General features: G+C 73.0%; 18 protein-coding genes. 13 read left to right on the top strand and 5 right to left on the bottom strand.

Going from position 1 to position 20,754, the window contains the following annotated elements:
* Nucleotides 1–75 precede the first annotated feature (75 nt).
* Both ACWIX3_RS20675 and ACWIX3_RS20670 read left to right on the top strand, forming a co-directional pair.
* Nucleotides 76–810, top strand: a complete 735-nt coding sequence (locus tag ACWIX3_RS20675) for an IclR family transcriptional regulator (RefSeq protein ID WP_448609230.1) — start codon at nucleotides 76–78, stop codon at nucleotides 808–810.
* Between the two features lie 336 nt (nucleotides 811–1,146).
* Nucleotides 1,147–2,268, top strand: coding sequence for an aromatic ring-hydroxylating oxygenase subunit alpha (locus tag ACWIX3_RS20670; protein ID WP_448609229.1), 1,122 nt, complete (start codon nucleotides 1,147–1,149; stop codon nucleotides 2,266–2,268).
* Nucleotides 2,269–2,413: 145 nt separating this feature from the next.
* On the opposite strand, the gene ACWIX3_RS20665 is transcribed toward ACWIX3_RS20670, so the two are convergent.
* Genes ACWIX3_RS20665 through ACWIX3_RS20650 form a run of 4 tightly spaced genes read right to left on the bottom strand, consistent with a single transcriptional unit; the run spans nucleotide 2,414 to nucleotide 5,972 of the window.
* A complete protein-coding gene (locus tag ACWIX3_RS20665) occupies nucleotides 2,414–3,304 on the bottom strand; it encodes an MBL fold metallo-hydrolase (RefSeq protein WP_448609228.1) in 891 nt (296 codons plus the stop codon).
* 49 nt (nucleotides 3,305–3,353) lie between these two features.
* Complete coding sequence (locus ACWIX3_RS20660; protein WP_448609227.1) at nucleotides 3,354–4,286, bottom strand: methylenetetrahydrofolate reductase; 933 nt, start codon at nucleotides 4,284–4,286, stop codon at nucleotides 3,354–3,356.
* The gene (locus tag ACWIX3_RS20655; protein ID WP_448609226.1) at nucleotides 4,276–4,884 is read right to left on the bottom strand and encodes an MBL fold metallo-hydrolase; all 609 of its coding nucleotides are present in this window, start codon (nucleotides 4,882–4,884) and stop codon (nucleotides 4,276–4,278) included. The genes ACWIX3_RS20660 and ACWIX3_RS20655 overlap by 11 nt, the downstream gene beginning before the upstream one ends.
* Nucleotides 4,881–5,972, bottom strand: coding sequence for an S-(hydroxymethyl)mycothiol dehydrogenase (locus tag ACWIX3_RS20650; RefSeq protein WP_448609225.1), 1,092 nt, complete (start codon nucleotides 5,970–5,972; stop codon nucleotides 4,881–4,883). Before ACWIX3_RS20650 ends, ACWIX3_RS20655 begins: the two co-directional genes overlap by 4 nt.
* A gap of 194 nt (nucleotides 5,973–6,166) precedes the next feature.
* Here ACWIX3_RS20650 and glyA point away from each other — a divergent pair, with 194 nt between their 5' ends.
* The 9 genes from glyA to folP all read left to right on the top strand — a co-directional run bounded on the left by glyA (nucleotide 6,167) and on the right by folP (nucleotide 17,633).
* A complete protein-coding gene (glyA, locus tag ACWIX3_RS20645) occupies nucleotides 6,167–7,495 on the top strand; it encodes a serine hydroxymethyltransferase (RefSeq protein ID WP_448609224.1) in 1,329 nt (442 codons plus the stop codon).
* On the top strand, nucleotides 7,492–8,724 hold the full coding sequence (locus tag ACWIX3_RS20640; RefSeq protein ID WP_448609223.1) for a sarcosine oxidase subunit beta family protein: 1,233 nt from the start codon (nucleotides 7,492–7,494) through the stop codon (nucleotides 8,722–8,724). The genes glyA and ACWIX3_RS20640 overlap by 4 nt, the downstream gene beginning before the upstream one ends.
* Nucleotides 8,725–8,739: 15 nt before the next feature.
* The gene (locus ACWIX3_RS20635) at nucleotides 8,740–9,051 is read left to right on the top strand and encodes a sarcosine oxidase subunit delta (RefSeq protein WP_448609222.1); all 312 of its coding nucleotides are present in this window, start codon (nucleotides 8,740–8,742) and stop codon (nucleotides 9,049–9,051) included.
* Complete coding sequence (locus ACWIX3_RS20630; protein WP_448609221.1) at nucleotides 9,048–11,918, top strand: 2Fe-2S iron-sulfur cluster-binding protein; 2,871 nt, start codon at nucleotides 9,048–9,050, stop codon at nucleotides 11,916–11,918. The genes ACWIX3_RS20635 and ACWIX3_RS20630 overlap by 4 nt, the downstream gene beginning before the upstream one ends.
* Nucleotides 11,911–12,492 (top strand): sarcosine oxidase subunit gamma, encoded by a 582-nt coding sequence (locus ACWIX3_RS20625; protein ID WP_448609220.1) that lies wholly within the window; start codon nucleotides 11,911–11,913, stop codon nucleotides 12,490–12,492. The genes ACWIX3_RS20630 and ACWIX3_RS20625 overlap by 8 nt, the downstream gene beginning before the upstream one ends.
* Nucleotides 12,493–12,587: 95 nt before the next feature.
* Nucleotides 12,588–15,056 carry a GcvT family protein gene (locus ACWIX3_RS20620; protein WP_448609219.1) on the top strand — a complete coding sequence of 823 codons (2,469 nt, stop codon included), beginning with the start codon at nucleotides 12,588–12,590 and terminating at the stop codon, nucleotides 15,054–15,056.
* Between the two features lie 111 nt (nucleotides 15,057–15,167).
* On the top strand, nucleotides 15,168–15,788 hold the full coding sequence (locus ACWIX3_RS20615; protein ID WP_448609218.1) for a cyclodeaminase/cyclohydrolase family protein: 621 nt from the start codon (nucleotides 15,168–15,170) through the stop codon (nucleotides 15,786–15,788).
* Nucleotides 15,785–16,624, top strand: a complete 840-nt coding sequence (locus ACWIX3_RS20610; RefSeq protein WP_448609217.1) for a bifunctional 5,10-methylenetetrahydrofolate dehydrogenase/5,10-methenyltetrahydrofolate cyclohydrolase — start codon at nucleotides 15,785–15,787, stop codon at nucleotides 16,622–16,624. Before ACWIX3_RS20615 ends, ACWIX3_RS20610 begins: the two co-directional genes overlap by 4 nt.
* 136 nt (nucleotides 16,625–16,760) lie before the next feature.
* Entirely contained in the window at nucleotides 16,761–17,633 is an 873-nt protein-coding gene (gene folP / locus ACWIX3_RS20605) for a dihydropteroate synthase (protein WP_448609216.1), read from the top strand.
* A 70-nt stretch (nucleotides 17,634–17,703) separates the two neighbouring features.
* Here folP and ACWIX3_RS20600 read toward each other — a convergent pair whose 3' ends face one another.
* Entirely contained in the window at nucleotides 17,704–18,372 is a 669-nt protein-coding gene (locus ACWIX3_RS20600; protein WP_448609215.1) for a GntR family transcriptional regulator, read from the bottom strand.
* A 143-nt stretch (nucleotides 18,373–18,515) separates the two neighbouring features.
* On the opposite strand from ACWIX3_RS20600, the gene ACWIX3_RS20595 reads away from it, so the two are divergent.
* Both ACWIX3_RS20595 and purU read left to right on the top strand, forming a co-directional pair.
* Entirely contained in the window at nucleotides 18,516–19,889 is a 1,374-nt protein-coding gene (locus tag ACWIX3_RS20595; RefSeq protein ID WP_448609214.1) for an L-serine ammonia-lyase, read from the top strand.
* 10 nt (nucleotides 19,890–19,899) lie between these two features.
* On the top strand, nucleotides 19,900–20,748 hold the full coding sequence (gene purU / locus ACWIX3_RS20590) for a formyltetrahydrofolate deformylase (protein ID WP_448609213.1): 849 nt from the start codon (nucleotides 19,900–19,902) through the stop codon (nucleotides 20,746–20,748).
* The last annotated feature ends 6 nt before the right edge of the window (nucleotides 20,749–20,754 follow it).

The following is a 20,754-nucleotide window of genomic DNA, read 5'->3' as shown; positions in this document are numbered from 1 at the left end:
GCGACCTACGCTGAGGTCATGGGTGGGCTGCAGGGTGGGAACGAAGAGCGGAGCTCGGTCGCTGCGGTCCAGTCCGTGGATCGGGCGCTGAGCGTCCTCGAGATCCTCGCGGCCCAGGGCGAGGCCGGCGTCACGGAGGTGGCCGCCGAGCTGGGGGTGCACAAGTCCACGGCCTTCCGCCTGGTCGCCGTGCTGGAGAGCCGGGGCTTCGTCGAGCAGCTGGCCGATCGGGGCAAGTACCGGCTGGGCTTCGGTGTCGTGCGCCTGGCCGGTGCCGCCGCCGCTCAGCTGGACATCGCCCGGGAGGGGCGCCGGGTCTGCGAAGCGCTGGCCGCTGATCTCGAGGAGACGGTCAACATCGCCATCCTCGACAGCGACCGGGCGGTGAACGTCAGCCAGGCCCGCGGGCCGGCGGCGCTCAGCACGCACAACTGGGTGGGGCAGGGTACGCCCCTGCACGCCACCTCGAGCGGCAAGGTGCTCCTGGCCTACGCGCCCGACGCCGTCCGCAAGGGCGTGCTCTCCCGCGACCTGCCGCGCTACACCAGCGGGACGATCACCGATCCGGAGGTCCTGCAGCAGCACCTCGACCTGATCGTCGAGCAGGGCTGGGGTGCCACCGCCGAGGAGTACGAGGTGGGGCTCAACGCCGTCGCCGCGCCCGTCCGGGGCGCCGACGGGGACGTGGTCGCGGCGCTCAGCGTCTCGGGGCCGTCGTTCCGCATGGGGGTGGAGGAGTTCCCCAGACTCGCCCGGCGGGTGCTGTCGGGCGCCGAGGAGATGAGCAGGCGGCTCGGCTTCTTCGGCTGACCCCTGCTGACCGCGCCGATCCGGCGGGTGTCCCGCCGGGTCGGTGGCGGTCGGGATCCGACGCCGGCCCCGCCGCGTCCGCGGGTCCGCGCTCCCTGGGCACGCAGGGGGCGCCCCGTGCACGCAGCGGGTGCACACGCCGCTCTTCTGCGTATCGGCCCAGCGGGGCATCGCCGCGTTCAGGGACTGTTGCGCAGGGCGCGACGGGCTGTGTAATGTGCAACACCTCGGTCGTCCTGAGCCGGCTGGCGGACGACGACCGTGGTCGACCAGAGCCGCGTTGCCCGACTCCCGGCGTGTCCTTCCCAGCGCCGGATGGAACCCCCGAGGTGCCGTATGACCACCACCGACCTGCCCGCGAGCCTCATCTCCACGCTGCCGGGCCAGTACTACACAGACCCCGCCATCTTCGCCCTCGAGCAGACCCGGGTGTTCGAGACCATGTGGTTCTGCGCGGTGCGCTCGGCTGACCTGCCGACGCCCGGGAAGTTCCGGAAGGTCCAGGTCGGCCGGGAGAGCGTGCTGGTGGTCCGCGGTCGCGACGGTCAGCTGCGGGCATTCCTCAACATCTGCCGGCACCGCGGCGCGCAGATCTGCACCGACGACTCCGGTGAGGTCAAGCGGGCCTTCCAGTGCCCGTACCACGCCTGGACCTACGACCTCTCGGGCAAGCTGGTCGCGGCCCCGAACCTGACCAAGATGCCCGACATCGACCGCGTGCAGTACGGCCTGGTACCGGTGCACCTGCGGGAGTGGCTCGGGTACGCCTGGGTCTCCCTGGCCGATGAGCCGCCGTCCTTCGAGGACGACGTCATGGGCGCCATCGCCGACCGCCTCGGGAGCCTGGACTCCATCGACGACTACGAGCTGGACTCGCTCACGGTGGGCCGCCGCATCACCTACGACGTGAAGGCCAACTGGAAGCTCATCATCGAGAACTTCATGGAGTGCTACCACTGCGCGACGATCCACCCCGAGCTCACCGAGGTGCTCCCGGAGTTCGCCGACGGCTACGCCGCGCAGTTCTTCGTCGGGCACGGCGCGGAGTTCGGTGAGGACGTCCAGGGTTTCACCGTCGACGGCAGCGAGGGCTTCGGCAAGCTCCCCGGCGTCGACGAGGACCACGACCGCCGCTACTACGCCATCACCGTCCGGCCGACGGTCTTCGTCAACCTGGTGCCCGACCACGTGATCTTCCACCGCATGTTCCCGGTGTCGGTCGACCGGACGATCGTCGAGTGCGACTGGCTGTACACGCGCGAGGTGGTGGACTCCGGGAAGGACGTGTCCCGGTCTGTGGAGCTGTTCCACCGGGTCAACGAGCAGGACTTCGAGGCCTGCGAGCGGACCCAGCCGGCCATGTCGTCCCGGGCCTACGCGAACGGCGGTGTCCTGGTCCCGTCCGAGCACCACATCGGCGAGTTCCACCACTGGCTCACCCAGCGCCTGTCGGGATGAACGAGGACCACCCTTCCCCCCACGCCGCACGAGCTCGGCGCGGGCCCTTGGAGGGTGGCCGTCCCTGCGGGGCCGAGGACGACGTCCTCGGCCCCGCAGGGGCGTCCGCGGCCGAGCGGAACGGCACGCCACGGAGCTGCGTCCGTCACACGGCGAGGTAACCGCCGTCGGTGGGGACGACGAGGCCGTGGCGCTCGAGCCGCTCCAGGTGCAGGAGTGCGGTCCGACGCTCGACCGCCTCGACGAAGGGCAACCGGACGTGCGGCCGGTACACCAGTCGGTGTGCGACGACGTCGGCCAGCGTTCGTGGCTGCCGCAGCAGGTGCAGCAGCGTCTCGTCCCTGCGACGGATCACCGCGGCGAAGCGGTCCAGGGCATCGAGGAACGTCTGTCGGTCGCCGAGGACGCCGACCTGGTGCGACGTCCCGTACCAGCGGGCCTCGACCTCCCGCAGACGCGTGATGGATGCCTCGAACTCCTCGAGGCTGCTCGACACGTCGCCGTAGTACGGGCCGAAGGACGTGAGGTCGATGTCCGCGGAGAACAGGAAGCCGTCGGGCTCGACGAGCAAGCCGCAGTGACCCGCGGTGTGTCCCGGCAGGTGCAGGACGGTCAGGGTCCGGCCACCGAGGTCCACCACGTCCCCGTCCTCGACCGTGCCGACGTCCTGGCGCTCGCTCAGGTGGAAGGTGTCGCGGAGCTGCCCCCGGAAGCCCCCGGCCTCGGAGGGGCCCATCCCGAAGCCTGCGAGCAGGACCTCGGGGGAGCGGACGGCGCCGACCTCGGCGGGGTGGGCGAGGACCGGCAGGTCCGGGAACAGGTGCAGTCCCGCCAGGTGGTCCTCGTGGGCATGGCTGACGACGACCAGGTCCACGACGTCCGGCAACCCGCCTCGCCGGTGGACCTCGATCGAGGGGTCGACCAGCACGGTGCGGTCCGTCCCGCTGATCAGCAGGGAGTTGCCGGACGGATAGCGGCCGCCCTCCGGCGAGGCGAGAAGCGTGACGCCCCCGTACTGCACATCAGGCCCGCGCATGCCGTCCTCCCCGGTCGTGTCATCGGCTCGCCGACGGCGGTGTACCCCGCTACCTCGCGTCCGCGTCGGACAGCCGGGCCAGCCACTCCTGCCGCCACGCCTCCGTCCGCGCCACCTCGTTGAAGGTGAAGAAGTGGAAGCCCTGCAGGTTGTGCCCGGGCCGGCCGAGGGTGGGGGCGAGGCCTTCCGCGAGGCGGTCCGGCCGGTAGCCGTGGGGCAGGAAGAAGCGCCAGAACATGCTCTGCTGCTTCGCCAGGAAGCGCGCCGACTGGCCGAGCCCGAGCCCGGCTGAGATCCGCACCAGCTTCTGGCGCGTGACCGCGCCGGGGAGGCCCACCCGGATCGGCAGGTCGACGCCCCGCAGCCTCACCTGTCGTGCCCAGGCCGCCGTCGTCGCGGCGGAGAAGCACAGCTGCGTGATCACGTGCGTCGCGTGCGGGGCCTTCCGCTCGAGGGCGCGTTCGATCAGCTCCGGGTCGATGTGCGCGTGCCCCTCGGGATAGCCGCCGATCCCCACGGTCTCGAAGCGGGAACCGGTGGTCTCCAGCGCCTCGAGCAGGCTCAGCGCGTCGGGGAACGTCCCGGCGGGCTCGGTGGCGTCGCCCCCGACGACGAACACGCCGGACACGCCGGCGGCGCGCAGGCGGGCGACGACGTCGGCCAGGTGGGCCGTGTCCCGGACCAGCCGGGCGGCCAGGTGCGGCGTCGCGGTGAACCCGTGACCGGCCAACCGCTCCGCCAGCTCGAGCGTCGGCGTCAGGCCCTTGGCCTCGGTCACCGTCACGGTGAGCGGCACGGTCCGCGGGACGTGCTCGACGACCGACTCCTCGGTGCCCCGCAACGGCAGGACCTCGTAGCTGGCCTCCCGCAGCCCCCGCTCCAGCGCGGTGCGGGCACCCCGCCGCGTCGGCGGCCCGTCGGCCGGGGGTGGTGGCCCCGCCCTCGTCGGTGCGCGGGTCCCGCCGGGGAGCTCAACGGACACCGGGCACCTCCGCGGCGATGGTGGTGTCGTCGCCGTGGCCGGTCTTGACGACGGTGTCGCCGTGCAGGCTCAGCAGCCGCGACCGGATGGAGTTCAGGATCGTGGGCTTGTCGCTGTAGGAGCGCCCCGTCGCCCCGGGGCCGCCGTGGAACAGGGTGTCGCCGGTGAAGACGGTGGCCAGGTCGGGGGCGTGCAGGCAGGTGCTGCCCGGCGAGTGCCCGGGGGTGTGCAGCGCGGTCAGCGTGGTCCCGGCGACGGTGAACCGGGTGCCCTCGACGAGGTCCTCGTCCGGGGCCGTGTCGGGGTGCACGACGTCCCACAGCATCCGGTCGGCGGGGTGCAACCAGATCGGTGCGCCGGTGGCCTCGCGCAGCGCGACGGCGGCGGTGATGTGGTCGTTGTGCCCGTGGGTGAGCACGATCGCGGTCACGGTGCGCCCGCCGACCGCGTCCAGGATCGGGGCGGCGTGGTGCGGGGCGTCGATGACGAGCACCTCGTCCTCGTCGCCGACCAGCCAGACGTTGTTGTCGACGGCGAAGTCCTGCCCGTCGAGGCTGAACACGCCGGAGACGACGGTCTTGTCGATGCGGGCGGTCATCTCTGGAACACCACGACCGAGCGCAGCACCTCACCGGCGCGCATCTTGTCGAACGCGGCGTCGACGTCGTCGATGCCGATGGTCTCGGTGACGAAGTCCTCCAGCGGAAAGCGGCCCTGCCGGTAGAGGTCGACCAGCATCGGGAAGTCCCGGGAGGGCAGGCAGTCGCCGTACCAGCTCGACTTGATCGCCCCACCGCGGCCGAACACCTCGATCAGCGGCAGGGTGATGGTCATGTCCGGTGCCGGGACACCCACCAGCACCACCCAGCCGGCCAGGTCGCGGGCGTAGAAGGCCTGCTCGAACACCGCCGGGTGGCCGACCGCGTCGATCGCGACGTCCACCCCGAAGCCGTTCGTGTGCCCCTTGACCGCCTCGACCGCGTCGGTGTTCCTGCTGTTGACGGTGTGGGTGGCGCCGAACCGGCGGGCCCATTCCAGCTTCCGGTCGTCGATGTCCACGGCGATGATCGTGGCCGCGCCGGCCAGCGCCGCGCCGGCGATCGCGGCGTTGCCCACGCCGCCGCAGCCGAACACCGCCACGCTCTCCCCGCGGCGCACGCCTCCGGTGTTGATCGCCGCGCCCACCCCGGCCATCACGCCGCAGCCGAGCAGGCCGGCGGCGGTGGCCGGCGCGGCGGGGTCGACCTTGGTGCACTGCCCGGAGTGCACCAGGGTCTTCTCCACGAACGCGCCGATGCCCAGCGCCGCGCTCAGTTCGGTGCCGTCGGACAGCGTCATCTTCTGCGCGGCGTTGTGGGTGTCGAAGCAGTACTGCAGCTCGCCCTTGGCGCAGGCGCGGCACTGCCCGCACACCGCCCGCCAGTTGAGGATGACGTAGTCCCCCACGGCGACGTTGGTCACGCCCTCACCGACCGCGGAGACCACCCCGGCGGCCTCGTGGCCGAGCAGGAAGGGGTACTCGTCGGTGATGTTGCCCTCGCGGTAGTGCAGGTCGGTGGCGCAGACCCCGCAGGCCTGGATGTCGACCACCGCCTCCCCCGGACCGGGGTCGGGGACGACGACCGTCTCCACGCTCACCGGGGCACCCTTGCTGCGGGCGACGACGCCCTTCACCTCGTAGGCCATGGCGGTGGATCTCCTCTCGCGATGTGCGGACCGGACGCGGTGGTCGCTGCTCCCGACGGGTCCCGACTGCGGTGGAGGAGCGGCAGGACATCCGTTCCTCGGCACCCCTTGACCCCGTCCGGCGCTCACCCTACTGTGTTGGACGACTGATATACCAGTCCTCGGCACCATTTCATGACAGAAGGGACTGCGGCATGGTCGTCCAGGTCGACGGAGCGCTGCAGGCGCCGGCCATCTCGGACCGGGTGCTCGACCGGTCGCTGGCGGACACCGACCCCGAGGTCGCCGACGCGATCACCGCCGAGCTGGCCCGGCAGCAGACCACGCTGGAGATGATCGCCAGCGAGAACTTCGCCCCGGTGGCGGTCATGCAGGCCCAGGGCTCGGTGCTGACCAACAAGTACGCCGAGGGCTACCCCGGCCGGCGGTACTACGGCGGCTGCGAGCACGTGGACGTGGTCGAGCAGCTGGCCATCGACCGGCTGAAGGCGCTGTTCGGCGCGGAGTACGCCAACGTCCAGCCGCACTCGGGTGCGCAGGCCAACGCCGCGGCGATGTCCGCCCTGCTGGAGCCCGGCGACACCATCCTGGGGCTGGACCTGGCCCACGGGGGCCACCTGACCCACGGGATGAGGCTCAACTTCTCCGGGAAGCTCTACGACGTGGCCGCGTACCACGTGGGCCGTGAGGACCACCGGGTCGACATGGCCGAGGTGGAGAAGCTGGCGCAGGAGCGGCGGCCCAAGCTCATCGTGGCCGGCTGGTCGGCCTACCCCCGCCACCTGGACTTCGCCGAGTTCCGCCGGATCGCCGACGAGGTCGGGGCCTACCTGATGGTCGACATGGCGCACTTCGCCGGGCTCGTCGCCGCCGGACTGCACCCCTCCCCGGTGCCGCACGCGCACGTGGTCACCTCGACCACCCACAAGACCCTGGGCGGGCCGCGTGGCGGGGTCATCCTGGCCACGGCCGACCTCGCGAAGAAGTTCAACTCGTCGGTGTTCCCCGGCCAGCAGGGCGGGCCCCTCGAGCACGTGATAGCCGCCAAGGCGGTGGCCTTCAAGCTGGCCGGGGAGCCGGCCTTCCGCGAGCGCCAGGAGCGGACCCTCGCCGGCGCCCGGATCCTGGCCGACCGGTTGCTGGCCGCCGACTCCCGCGAGGCGGGCATCGACGTGGTCAGCGGCGGCACCGACGTCCACCTCGTCCTCGTGGACCTGCGGGAGTCGGCGCTCGACGGCCGGCAGGCCGAGGACCGGCTGCACGCGATCGGCATCACCGTCAACCGCAACGCCGTGCCCTTCGACCCGCGCCCGCCGATGGTCAGCTCCGGAGTGCGCATCGGCACCCCGGCGCTGGCCGCCCGCGGCTTCGACCTCGACGACTTCGCCGAGGTGGCCGACGTCATCGCCGCCGCGCTGCGGCCCTCGGTGGGCGAGGACCAGCTCGCCGAGCTCCGCACGCGGGTCACCCGGCTGGCCGACCGCCACCCCCTCTACCCCGACCTGACGGAGGTCGTCCGATGAGCCCCCGGACCCCCGGCGCGGACCTGCCCGAGCACCCCGACGCCCTCTGGCGGAGCCCGGAGCCGAAGCGCTCCTACGACGTGGTGATCGTCGGTGGCGGCGGGCACGGCCTGGCCACCGCGCACTACCTGGCGAAGAACCACGGCATCACGAACGTCGCCGTCCTGGAGAAGGGCTGGCTGGCGGGCGGCAACATGGCCCGCAACACCACGATCATCCGGTCCAACTACCTGTGGGACGAGAGCTCGGGGATCTACGAGCACGCGCTGAAGCTGTGGGAGGGGCTCGAGGAGGACCTCGGCTACCCGATCCTGTTCAGCCAGCGCGGCGTGCTCAACCTCGCCCACACCCTGCAGGACGTCCGCGACAGCGTGCGCCGGGTCGAGGCGAACAAGCTCAACGGCGTCGACGCCGAGTGGGTCGAGCCCGACGAGGTCCGCAAGATCTGCCCGGTCGTCAACACCTCGTCCGACATCCGCTACCCGGTCCTGGGGGCGACGTACCAGCCGCGCGCCGGCATCGCCAAGCACGACTACGTGGCCTGGGGCTTCGCCCGCCGGGCCGACGAGGCCGGCATCGACCTCATCCAGGACTGCGAGGTCACCGGGTTCACCACCGACGGCGACCGGGTCACCGGGGTGCAGACGACCCGCGGCACCATCGGCGCCGGCACGGTCGCCCTCTGCGCGGCCGGCCACACGTCCGTGCTCACCGACATGCTCGGCATCCGCGTGCCGATCCAGAGCCACCCGCTGCAGGCGTTGGTCTCCGAGCTGCTCGAGCCGGTGCACCCCACGGTGGTCATGTCCAACGCCGTGCACGTGTACGTCTCCCAGGCGCACAAGGGCGAGCTGGTCATGGGCGCCGGCGTCGACTCCTACAACGGTTACGGCCAGCGCGGCGCCTTCCACATCATCGAGCGCCAGATGGCCGCCGCCGTCGAGCTCTTCCCGGTGTTCGCGCGGGCGCACCTGCTGCGCACCTGGGGCGGCATCGTCGACGTCAGCCCCGACGCCTCACCGATCGTCGGGCGCACGCCCTACGAGAACGTCTACCTCAACTGCGGCTGGGGCACCGGCGGGTTCAAGGCCACGCCCGGCATCGGCTCGGCCCTGGCGCACACCATCGCCCACGACGAGCCCCACCCGCTCGTGGCGCCGTTCAGCCTCGACCGGTTCGTCACCGGCGCGCTCGTCGACGAGCACGGCGCCGCCGCCGTGGCCCACTGACCCAGGGAGTCCCCCGTGCAACTCATCGCATGCCCGTGGTGCGGCCCCCGCGAGGAGGTCGAGTTCCACTACGGCGGCCAGGCCCACGTCCCCTACCCGGACAGCCCCGCCGAGCTCTCCGACGAGGAGTGGGCGCACTACGTCTTCTTCCGCGACAACCTCAAGGGCCGCTTCGCGGAGCGCTGGAACCACAGCGCCGGCTGCCGCCGCTGGTTCAACGCGATCCGCGACACCACCACCTACCGCTTCGAGCGCGTCTACCGCCTCGATGACCCGAAGCCGCTCGCGACCGAGCTCGCGAGGTCACGCAGGAGCACAGCCCCATGACGAGCCCGTTCCGCACCCCCGAGGGTGGCCGCATCGACCGCGCCACCACCGTCGAGTTCACCTTCGACGGGCAGACCCTCCCCGGTCACCCCGGCGACACCCTCGCCTCGGCGCTGCTCGCCAACGGCCGGCACCAGGTCGCCACCAGCATCAAGCTCGGCCGGCCGCGCGGCGTCGCCGCGGCCTGGGCCGAGGACCCGGGCGGCCTGGTGCAGATCGAGGAACCGTTCCCCGAGCCCATGCTGCTGGCCACCACCGTCGAGCTCCACGACGGGTTGGCCGCCCACGGCCTGCCGGGGCAGGGCCGTCTCGCCGACGTCCCCGACTCGGCCCGCTACGACTCGGTCCACCACCACGTCGACGTGCTGGTCGTGGGCGCCGGACCCGCGGGTCTGGCCGCCGCGCTCACCGCCGCCCGCGCCGGGGCTCGCGTCGCCCTGGTGGACGAGCAGTCCGAGGCCGGCGGCTCCTTGCTCTCGGGCACCGAGCGGCTCGACGGCGCTCCGGCGCCGCAGTGGGTCGCCGCGGCGGTCGCCGAGCTGGCCGGCCACCCGGAGGTGCTGCACCTGCAGCGCACCACCGCTTTCGGCAGCTACGACGACGGCTTCGTCCTGGCACTGGAGCGGCGCACCGACCACCTCGGCGCCGCCGCACCCAAGCACGTCGCCCGCCAGCGGGTGTGGCGCATCCGGGCCCGCTTGATCGTCGTCGCGACGGGGGCGCACGAGCGCCCGGTCGTCTTCGCCGACAACGACCGCCCGGGGATCATGCTCGCCGGCGCCGCCCGGACGTTCCTGCACCGCTACGGCGTGCTGCCCGGTCGCGAGGCCGTCGTGTTCACCACGAACGACAGCGCCTACGACGCCGCCCTCGACCTGCACCGCGCAGGCGTGCGGGTGCAGGCCGTGGTCGACGCCCGGCCGGAGGGCTCCCCGCGCCGGCGCGGGGAGTGCGAGCACGCGGGCATCCGCGTCCTGTCCGGTGCCGTCGTGACCGGCACGCAGGGCGTCGAGCAGGTCACGCACGCACTCGTCGCCCCGTTCGCCGACGGAGAGGTGGGTGCCAGCAGCGCGATCGCCTGCGACCTGCTCCTGGTCAGCGGGGGCTGGAACCCCGCCGTGCACCTGTTCAGCCAGGCTCGCGGCCGGCTCCGCTACGACGAGACCCTGGGGGCCTTCCTCCCCGGCGAGGAGCTCGACCGCCTCTCGGTCACCGGCTCGGCCGCCGGCGTGTTCGACCTGGCCGGTTGTCTGGCCGACGGGCGGCGCGTGGCTCGCGGGGCGTTGACCGAGCTGGGGATCGCCCCGGCGGGGGAGGACCGACTGCCGTCCGCCCCGACGGCCGCCGTCCCCACCGCGCCGCTGGTGCTGTGGCGGGTGCCGGACACCTCCGGCGCCGACGGCAGCACCTCGTTCGTCGACCTGCAGCGCGACGCGACGGTCGCCGACATCGCCCGCGCGGTCGGCGCCGGCCTGCGCTCCATCGAGCACGTCAAGCGCTACACGACGATCGGGACGGCGCACGACCAGGGCAAGACCTCCGGCGTCCTCACCTCGGGGATCACCGCCGAGCTGCTCGGGATCCCGGTGCAGGACACCGGGACGACCACGTTCCGGCCGCCCTACACCCCGGTCGCCTTCGCCGCCCTGGCCGGCCGCGACCGCGGCCGGCTCTTCGACCCCGAGCGGGTCACGGCCCTGCACGAGTGGCACGTGGCGGCCGGCGCGGTCTTCGAGGACGTCGGCCAGTGGAAGCGTCCCCGCTACTACCCGCAGCCCGGCGAGGACATGGGGACCGCGGTCCTGCGGGAGTGCGCCGCGGCCCGAACCGGCGTCGGGATCCTCGACGGCTCCACCCTCGGCAAGATCGACGTCCAGGGCCCGGACGCCGCCGTCCTCCTCGACCGGCTGTACACGAACCTGATGAGCAGCCTGAAGGTCGGCTCCGTCCGCTACGGGATCATGTGCGGCGTCGACGGCATGGTCATCGACGACGGCACGGTGCTGCGCCTGGCCGAGGACCGCTTCCTCGTCCTCACCACCACCGGCGGCGCGGCGAAGATCCTCGACTGGATGGAGGAGTGGCTCCAGACGGAGTGGCCGGACCTGCGGGTCCACTGCACGTCGGTCACCGAGCAGTGGGTCACCCTCCCGGTCGTCGGTCCCCGCTCCCGCGACGTCATCGGCGCGGTCTTCCCCGGCGTGGACGTCTCGAACGAGGCCTTCCCGTTCATGACCTGGCGGGACACCACGCTCGACGGGGTGCCGGTCCGGCTGGCCCGGATCAGCTTCTCCGGCGAGCTTGCCTACGAGGTCTACGTCAACCCGTGGTACGCGGTCGCGGTGTGGCAGCGGCTGCTCGAGGCCGGCCGCCCGTACGGCATCACGCCGTACGGCACGGAGACCATGCACGTCCTCCGCGCGGAGAAGGGCTACCCGATCATCGGGCAGGACACCGACGGCACCGTCAGCCCGCACGACCTGGGCATGGCGTGGGCGGTCTCGAAGAAGAAGCCCGACTTCGTCGGCAAGCGCTCCTTCGCCCGCCCGGCCAACGCCGACCCGCTGCGCAAGCAGCTGGTCGGGCTGCTGCCCGTGGACCGGGAGACCGTGCTGCCGGAGGGGTCGCAGATCGTCGACTTCCTCGCCGACGGCCAGCTGCCGCCCCCGCCGGTCCCGATGCTCGGGCACGTCACCTCCAGCTACCGCAGTGCCGAGCTCGCCCGCCCCTTCGCCCTGGCCCTGGTCAAGGGCGGCCGGGAGCGCATCGGCGACACCGTCCACGTCCCCGTCAACGGCACCCTCGTCCCGGTCGAGGTCACCGGCTCGGTGCTGGTCGACCCCGAAGGAGCCCGTCGCGATGGCTGAGCTGCTGCGTACCCACCCTCTCGAGGGGTGGCGCACCGCTTTCGAGCGGCTGCCCGACACCGTCGGCATCACCGTCGAGCCGTTCGTCGCGATGGTCGACGTCCGGCTCGGCACCGTCGGCGCCGAGGCGTCGGCGGCGCTGGGCGTCGAGCTGCCGACGGTGCCCAACACCTGGGTGCCGGCCGGCACGGGGCGGGCCGTCTGGCTCGGCCCCGACGAGTGGCTGCTCAGCAGCACCACGGAGACGCCGGAGGAGCTGGAGGCCCGGGTCCGCGCCGCCGCCCTCGAGCTGGGCGGTTCCGCGACGGACGTCTCCGCCCAGCGGATCGGCCTCCGGCTGACCGGTGCGCGGGTGCGCGACGTCCTGGCCAAGGGCTGCTCGATCGACCTGCACCCACGGGTGTTCGGCCGGGGCAGCAGTGCCCAGACGATGCTCGGCCAGGCCGGGGTCGTGCTGCTGGCCCTGTCCGACGCCGCCGACGACGTCGTCGTCCTGGTCCGGTCGTCCTTCGCCGGCTACCTCGCCGACTGGCTGCTCGACGCGGCCCTCGAGTTCACCACCCACGACAGCTGATGAAGGACCCCTCTGCCCCCCGCCCCTCGCAGGCTCGCGGCGGGACCCTGCAGAGGGGCCGACCCAGACCAACCGGCACGTCAGGAGCGAAACCAATGTCCACCACCCCTCGTGTGGTCATCATCGGAGCGGGGATCGTCGGCGCCAACCTGGCCGACGAGCTGACCGGCCGTGGCTGGGACCGCGTCACCGTGGTCGACCAGGGGCCCCTCCCGCTGACCGGGGGCTCCACGTCGCACGCGCCGGGGCTGGTCTTCCAGACCAACGCCTCCAAGACCATGACGGCGTTCGCCAGCTACACCGTGGAGAAGTTCAAGAGCATCGACGTCGACGGCGCCTGGTGCTTCAACCAGGTCGGCGGCCTCGAGGTCGCCACCACGCCGGAGCGGCTCGCCGACCTGCACCGCAAGCAGGGCTGGGCCACCTCCTGGGGCGTCGAGTCGCAGGTGGTCGACGTGGACGAGTGCGTGCGGCTGCACCCGCTGGTCGACCGCGACCGCATCCTCGGCGGCCTGCACATCCCCAGCGACGGCCTGGCCAAGGCGTCCCGGGCGGTCGTCGCGCTGGCCCGCCGCGCCGAGGCGCGGGGCGCCCGCTTCCAGGGCTCGACCCGGGTGACCGGCATCGAGCAGACCTGTGGCCGGGTGACCGGCGTCCGGACCCCGGACGGCGTCATCCCCGCCGACATCGTCGTCTCCTGCGCCGGCTTCTGGGGGCAGGAGCTCGGCGCGATGGCCGGGATGGACGTGCCGCTGCTGCCGCTGGCCCACCAGTTCGTCTGGACGGGCCAGGTGCCCGACCTGGTCGGCCGCAACGACGAGCTCAGCGAGGCGAGCCTGCCGATCCTGCGCCACCAGGACCAGGACCTCTACTACCGGGAGCGCGCCGACCGCCTGGGCATCGGCTCCTACGCGCACCGGCCGATGCCGGTCGACCTGGAGGAGCTGCCGCAGGGGGACGGCGTCAGGGAGTCGTCGATGCCCTCGATGCTGCCCTTCACCGAGGAGGACTTCGCCCCGGCCTGGGAGCAGAGCCAGCTGCTGCTGCCCTCGCTGCGCTCGTCGAAGATCGACAACGGCTTCAACGGGATCTTCTCGTTCACGCCGGACGGCGGCCCGCTGATCGGGGAGTCGCGGGACGTGGCCGGCTTCTGGATCGCCGAGGCGGTCTGGGTGACCCACTCCGCCGGGGTCGGCCGGGCGGTGGCCCAGCTCCTCGTCGACGGCCGCTCGGAGATCGACCTGCACGGCTGCGACGTGCACCGCTTCGAGGACGTCCAGCTCGCCCCGGAGTACGTCAGCGAGACCTCGCAGCAGAACTTCGTGGAGGTCTACGACGTCATCCACCCGCTGCAGCCGCGGCTGTCCCCGCGCGACCTGCGGGTCAGCCCCTTCCACACCCGGCAGCGGGAGCTCGGCGCGGTCTTCCTCGAGGCCGCCGGCTGGGAGCGGCCGCACTGGTACGAGGCCAACGCGCACCTGGTGGACGAGCTGCCCGCGGAGTGGGTGCCGCCGGAGCGCGACGCGTGGGCGGGGCAGTTCTGGTCCCCGGTCGCGGCGGCGGAGGCGTGGAAGACCCGCACCGCCGTGGCGCTGTACGACATGACGCCGCTCAAGCGGCTGGAGGTGAGCGGTCCCGGCGCCCTGGCCCTCCTGCAGCGGCTGACCACCGGTGAGATGGACAAGTCCGTCGGGGCGGTGACCTACACGCTCGCCCTCGACGGGGCCGGCGGCATCCGCAGCGACCTCACCGTCGCCCGGCTCGGCGAGCAGCTGTTCCAGGTCGGCGCCAACGGGCCCCTCGACCTCGACCTCCTGCTGCGCGAGGCGCCGGACGACGGCAGCGTGCAGGTCCGCGACGTCACCGGCGGCACCTGCTGCATCGGGCTGTGGGGTCCGCGCGCCCGCGACCTGGTGCAGCGGGTCAGCGCCGACGACTTCACCAACGAGGGCCTGAAGTACTTCCGCGCCAAGCGGGCCCGCATCGGCGGGGTCCCCGTCACGGCGATGCGGCTGTCCTACGTCGGCGAGCTCGGCTGGGAGATCTACACCAGCGCCGACAACGGCCAGCGGCTGTGGGACGTGCTGTGGCGCGCCGGCCAGGACCTCGGCGTCGTCGCGGCGGGCCGGGCGGCCTTCAACAGCCTCCGCCTGGAGAAGGGCTACCGCGCCTGGGGCCACGACATGACGACCGAGCACGACCCCTACGAGGCGGGTCTCGGGTTCGCCGTCCGCAGGCAGAAGGAGGCCGACTTCGTCGGGCGGCAGGCCCTCGCCGGGAGGGGGGACGACACGGTGAGCCGCCGGCTGTCCTGCCTGACGATCGACGACGGCCGCAGCGTCGTCCTCGGCCACGAGCCGGTGTTCGTCGACGGCCGACCGGCCGGCTACGTGACCAGCGCGGCCTTCGGGCACACCGTCGGCCGGCCGATCGCCTACGCCTGGCTCCCGGCCTCGGCGACCGTCGGTACGGCCGTCGAGATCGAGTACTTCGGCACCCGCATCCCCGCCACCGTCGCGGCCGAGCCGCTCGTCGACCCGGAGATGACCCGCATCCGCGGCTGAGTCGAGGACCCCTGCCCCGCCACACCCCTCCCGCCGGATCGGCGGGCGACCCCGGCCACTCCCGGGGCTGCTCGCCGGCCCGCGACCGCGCCCACCCCGGAGGACCCCGTCATGCGCACCGACACCATCGAGACGTTCCTGGAGCAGCTCGCCGCCAGGGTGCCCGCCCCCGGAGGAGGGGCCACCGCCGCGCTGCACGCGGCCCAGGCCGCCGCTCTGGTGGCGATGGTCGCCCGCTACAGCGACTCGGCGAAGTACGCCGACCACGCCGAGGAGATCGCCACCATCACGAGCACCGCCGACCGGCTGAGGGAGAACGCGCTGGGCCTGGCCGAGGAGGACGCCGCGGCCTTCACCGCGGTCACCGAGGCCTACCGGCTGCCGAAGGGGACGCCCGACGAGGCCGCGGCCCGGTCCGAGGCCATCGCGACGGCCCTGGTCGCGGCGGCCCGGGTGCCGGCGGTCGTCGTCGCCGTCGCCGACCAGGTGCTGGGCCTGGCCGAGCAGCTGCTGCCGATCGGCAACCGCAACGTGGTCAGCGACGTCGCCGCCGCCGCGGAAGCCGCCCGGGCCGCGGCCACGACGGCCCGGGTCAACGTGGAGGTCAACCTCGGCGGCATCAAGGACCCGGCGACCTGGGGAGAGCTCGCAGCGGTCGTCGACACCGTCGACGACCTGGTCCTCCGCGCGGAGAAGGTCACCGCCGCCGTCCGGGACGGGCTGGTGCGGTGACGGCGGTCCTCAGCGGCAGCGAGCTGGCCGCCGGCATCCGCGCCGAGGTCGCCGCCGGCGCCGCCCGGCTGACCTCGGCCGGCACCCCGCCCCGGCTCGCCGTCGTCGTCGCGACGGCGGACGAGTCCAGCGCCTGGTACGTCCGCTCCATCGCCCGGGCCGCGGAGCGGACCGGCGTCGCCTGCACGGTCGTCGACCTCGGGGAGACGGCGACGCGGGACCGGATCCGCGCCGAGCTGGCCGCCCTCAGCGCGGACCCCGCCGTGCACGGCATCATCCTGCAGACCCCGCTGCCGGCCGACGCGGTCTTCGAGGACCTCGCCGCGTCGATCGACCCGGCCAAGGACGTCGACGGGGCCAACCCGCTCAGCCTGGGACGGCTGGCCGCGGGGCTGCCGGCCTTCGCGCCGGCGACCGCCGAGGCCGTGCTCGCGCTGCTGGACCACCACGGGATCCCGCTGTGCGGCGCGCACGCCGTGGTGGTGGGCCGCTCCACCGTCGTCGGCAAGCCCGCGGCGCACCTGCTGCTGCAGCGGGACGCCACAGTGACCGTCTGCCACAGCCGCACCAAGGACCTGGCCGCGGTCACCCGGACCGCGGACGTGCTCGTCGCCGCCGTAGGACGGCCAGAGCTCGTCACTGCCGAGCACGTCGTCGAGGACGCGGTCGTCGTCGACGTCGGGACCAACCCGACGCCCGACGGCCGACTGGTCGGGGACGTCGACGCCGCCTCGGTCACCGGGCGCGTCGCCGCACTGACCCCGGTCCCCGGCGGCGTCGGCCCGGTCACCACGGCCCTGCTCCTGCAGCACACGGTCACGTCCGCGCGCGGCTGAAGAAGGACCCTCGCCCCCACCGCTCACACGTTCGCGGCGGGCCCTGCGAGGGGCCGCCTCGCACGCTCGGGGTGGGCCTCGGAGGGTCCCGCAGGGACCCAGCAGCGAGTCGCACCACAGAGATCGGAGCAGCAAGATGACCGGCACGGCGTTGGCCGACCGCCCCCTCGCGGCCACCGGCACCTCGACGCACCCCCTGGGTCGAGCACTCGCGGCGAGGCGGCCCCTGGTCTGCGGCATCCTCAACGTGACCCCCGACTCCTTCTCCGACGGCGGGCGCTTCGACAGCCTCGACCGGGCCGTGGAGCACGGGCGCACCCTGGCAGCGGCAGGGGCCGACCTCATCGACATCGGCGGGGAGTCCACCCGACCCGGCTCGCGCCCGCCGACCCTCGGCGAGGAGCTCGACCGCGTCGTCCCGGTGGTCGAGGCCCTGGGCAGGCAGGTCCCCGTGCCGTTGTCCGTGGACACCTCGCGGCCCGAGGTCATGCGGGCAGCGGTGGCCGCCGGCGCGAGCATGGTCAACGACGTGCGGGCGCTGCAGCGGCCGGGTGCCCTGGAGGCCGCCGCGGAGCTGGGCGTGCCGGTGTGCCTCGTGCACATGCAGCGCTCGCCGGAGACGATGCAGGAGAACCCGCGCTACCGGGACGTCGTCGTGGAGGTGCGCACCTTCCTCGCCGAGCGGATGCGTGCCTGCCTCGACGCGGGCATCCGGCAGGAGCACCTGGTGGTGGACCCGGGGTTCGGGTTCGGCAAGACGCTGACCCACAACGTCGCGCTGCTGGCGTCGCTCGACGCGTTCACCGGCCTCGGGGTCCCGGTCATGGTGGGGTTGTCCCGCAAGTCGCTGCTCGGGGAGCTCACCGGGCGGACCGTGGGGGACCGGCTGCCCGGCTCCCTGGCCGCGGCGCTCGTCGCGGTCCAGCGAGGAGCCTCCGTGCTGCGCGTGCACGACGTCGCGGCCACGCGGGACGTCCTCGCCGTCCTGGACGCCGTCGGCCCGGTCTGAACGCCCCGCGGGCGGCCCCGTCCAGGGCACCGCTCCGAGCTTGCGAGGGGTGGGAGGACGGGGTCCCTCTTCAGATCACCGCGCGGATCGCTCGCTCGAAGCCCAGGACGTGCTCACGGGCGAGGTCGTCGGCCCGATCGGCGTCGCCGGCGGCGATCGCGCGGAGCAGCTCCACGTGCTCGCCGACGTGCTCGTCCACCGTGGGCAGCCGGTCGAGGAAGAGGCAGAAGATCCGCGTCGCCAGGTTGTCGTAGCGGATGAGGACGTCCTCCAGGTGGGGGTTGCCGGCCGCCCGGTAGATCGCCCGGTGCACGGCGAGGTCCCAGCGCATCAACTCGGTCCGGTCGATCCGGGCGACGTCCAGGTGCTGGATGCGCGAGGCCAGGTCCTCGAGCTCGGCATGCGCCGTGCGGACGGCCCGCTCGGCGGCACGGCGGGCCGCCAACGGCTCGAGCTGGGCGCGGATGTCGGAGATGTGCGCCAGGTCGGAGATGTCCATCCCGGTCGCGAAGGTCCCTCGCCGTGGGTAGGACACCACGAGCCGGTCGCCCTCCAGGCGCTTCAGCGCCTCGCGGACCGGGGTGCGGCCCACATCGAGGTCCTTGGCCAGTTCGTCGTCGTCGATCGGGTCGCCCGGCCGGATGTCGAGCATGATCAGCCGGTCCCGGATCGCCACGTAGGCCTTGTCCGCCAGTGACGCGACGGCGGACGAGTCGAGATCCAGGGGCTCAGCGCTCACGACCAGATCGTAGAGGTTGGCGGCCGGCAGGCCTTGCCTCTTCAGAGGGATCGACATACCTTCATAGTACATCTGATATACCAACTGTGTACCTAGATCTCCGGTTGGTGTGCAGGCCAACGGCGGGGAGAGGGAGGTACGGGGTGACCATCAGCGCCTTCGACCTGTTCAAGGTCGGGATCGGCCCGTCGAGCTCGCACACCGTCGGCCCCATGCGCGCCGCCTGCACCTTCGTGTCCCGGCTCCGCGACGAGGGCCTGCTGGGACGGGTCACGGGGGTGCGCTGCGAGCTGTTCGGGTCCCTGGGGGCCACCGGGCACGGGCACGGCAGCGTCAAGGCGGTCGTCCTCGGTCTCGAGGGGGAGCAGCCGGACCTGGTCGACCCGGCGGCGGCCGGCCCGCGGGTCGACGCCGTCCGTCGCGAGGGGAAGCTGGCCCTGGCCGGCGAGCACCCCATCGCGTTCTCGGTGGACGACGACGTCGTGCTGCACCGGCGCAAGCGGCTGGAGTTCCACAGCAACGGCATGCGCTTCCGGGCGCTGGACGCCGAGGGCGACGAGGTCGACCGGCGCGAGTACTACTCGGTGGGCGGCGGGTTCGTCCTCGACGAGGACGACGCCGGCAACCCGGCCATCGTCGAGGACGCCACGCCGGTCCGGTACCCGTTCCGGACCGGCGAGGAGCTGCTGGCCCGGACGCGGGAGACGGGCCTGCGGATCAGCGACGTGATGCTGGCCAACGAGCTGGCCTGGCGCAGCGAGGCGGAGGTCCGCGCCGGGCTCCTGCACATCTGGTCGGTGATGCAGGAGTGCGTGGAGCGCGGCACCCGGACCACCGGCGTGCTGCCCGGCGGGCTCAGGGTCCGCCGGCGCGCGGCCGCGCTGCGCGCCCAGCTGGAGGGGCATCCGGACGAGACCGATCCGCTCCGCGCGATGGAGTGGGTCACCCTCTACGCCCTGGCGGTCAACGAGGAGAACGCTGCCGGCGGGCGGGTGGTCACCGCGCCGACGAACGGCGCCGCCGGCATCGTCCCGGCCGTCCTGCACTACTACCGCGACTTCATCGGCTCCTACGGCGAGGACGGCGTGGTGCGGTTCCTCCTCACCGCCGCGGCGGTCGGGCTGCTGTTCAAGGAGAACGCCTCGATCTCCGGCGCGGAGGTGGGTTGCCAGGGTGAGGTGGGCTCGGCCTGCTCCATGGCCGCCGCCGCCCTCGCCGAGGTGATCGGCGGAACGCCGGAGCAGGTGGAGAACGCCGCCGAGATCGGCATCGAGCACAACCTCGGCCTCACCTGCGACCCGGTCGGCGGCCTGGTGCAGATCCCCTGCATCGAGCGCAACGCCGTCGGCTCGGTCAAGGCCATCACCGCGGCCCGCATGGCCGTGCGCGGCGACGGCCGGCACCACGTCCCGCTGGACAAGGCGATCAAGACGATGCGCGAGACCGGCGCGGACATGAAGGACAAGTACAAGGAGACCGCCCGTGGCGGGCTGGCCCTCAACATCGTCGAGTGCTGAGGAGGCACCCGTGTCCCGACCCTTCACCCTCACGCTCAGCTGTGCCGAGCGCCCGGGCATCGTGCACGCCGTCAGCTCGTTCCTGTTCGAGCAGGGCTGCGACATCGTCGAACACCAGCAGTTCGACGATGCGCTCCGCGGGCAGCTGTTCCTGCGTACGGCCTTCGTGTGCGCCGGGGACACCGACGCCGACCGGCTGTCCGCGGCCTTCAAGGCGGTGGCCGACGCGTTCGGCATGTCCTACCAGGTCGCCGGCGACCGGCCGGAGCGAGTGCTCGTGATGGTGTCCAAGCTCGGGCACTGCCTCAACGACCTCATCTTCCGGTGGCGTGCCGGCAACCTCGGCGGAGAGCTGGTCGCCGTGGTGTCCAACCACGAGGACCTCCGGCCGATGGCGGAGGCCGCCGGCCTGCCCTTCGTGCACGTGCCCGTGACCCCGGCCACCAAGCGCGAGGCCGAGGCCCGGCTGCTGGAGCTGGTCGACGAGCACCGGGCCGACCTGGTGGTGCTCGCCAGGTACATGCAGGTGCTCTCCGACGAGGCCTGCGCCGCCCTGCACGGCCGGGCGATCAACATCCACCACTCGTTCCTGCCGGGCTTCAAGGGCGCCAAGCCCTACCACCAGGCCTTCGACCGGGGCGTCAAGCTCGTCGGGGCGACCGCCCACTACGTGACCCCCGACCTCGACGAGGGACCGATCATCGAGCAGGAGGTCATCCGCATCGACCACACCCACGACCCGCGCGCGCTGGCCACCGTCGGCCAGGACGCCGAGGCGCTCGCGCTGTCCCGGGCCGTGCGCTGGCACAGCGAACGGCGGGTGCTCCTCAACGGGCACAGCACCGTCGTCTTCCGCTGAGCCGGG

This window comes from Geodermatophilus sp. URMC 60 (genome assembly GCF_053502585.1).
Note: the sequence above shows the minus strand (reverse complement) of the source record. Positions and strands in the feature narration are given on the sequence as shown.

Excerpts from the sequence above, each read along its gene's own strand:
- ACWIX3_RS20670 (WP_448609229.1), top strand. The coding sequence starts at position 1,147 with ATGACCACCACCGACCTGCCCGCGAGCCTCATCTCCACGCTGCCGGGC.
- ACWIX3_RS20665 (WP_448609228.1), bottom strand. The coding sequence starts at position 3,304 with ATGCGCGGGCCTGATGTGCAGTACGGGGGCGTCACGCTTCTCGCCTCG.
- ACWIX3_RS20655 (WP_448609226.1), bottom strand. The coding sequence starts at position 4,884 with ATGACCGCCCGCATCGACAAGACCGTCGTCTCCGGCGTGTTCAGCCTC.
- ACWIX3_RS20650 (WP_448609225.1), bottom strand. The coding sequence starts at position 5,972 with ATGGCCTACGAGGTGAAGGGCGTCGTCGCCCGCAGCAAGGGTGCCCCG.
- glyA (WP_448609224.1), top strand. The coding sequence starts at position 6,167 with ATGGTCGTCCAGGTCGACGGAGCGCTGCAGGCGCCGGCCATCTCGGAC.
- ACWIX3_RS20640 (WP_448609223.1), top strand. The coding sequence starts at position 7,492 with ATGAGCCCCCGGACCCCCGGCGCGGACCTGCCCGAGCACCCCGACGCC.
- ACWIX3_RS20630 (WP_448609221.1), top strand. The coding sequence starts at position 9,048 with ATGACGAGCCCGTTCCGCACCCCCGAGGGTGGCCGCATCGACCGCGCC.
- ACWIX3_RS20625 (WP_448609220.1), top strand. The coding sequence starts at position 11,911 with ATGGCTGAGCTGCTGCGTACCCACCCTCTCGAGGGGTGGCGCACCGCT.
- ACWIX3_RS20620 (WP_448609219.1), top strand. The coding sequence starts at position 12,588 with ATGTCCACCACCCCTCGTGTGGTCATCATCGGAGCGGGGATCGTCGGC.
- ACWIX3_RS20615 (WP_448609218.1), top strand. The coding sequence starts at position 15,168 with ATGCGCACCGACACCATCGAGACGTTCCTGGAGCAGCTCGCCGCCAGG.
- folP (WP_448609216.1), top strand. The coding sequence starts at position 16,761 with ATGACCGGCACGGCGTTGGCCGACCGCCCCCTCGCGGCCACCGGCACC.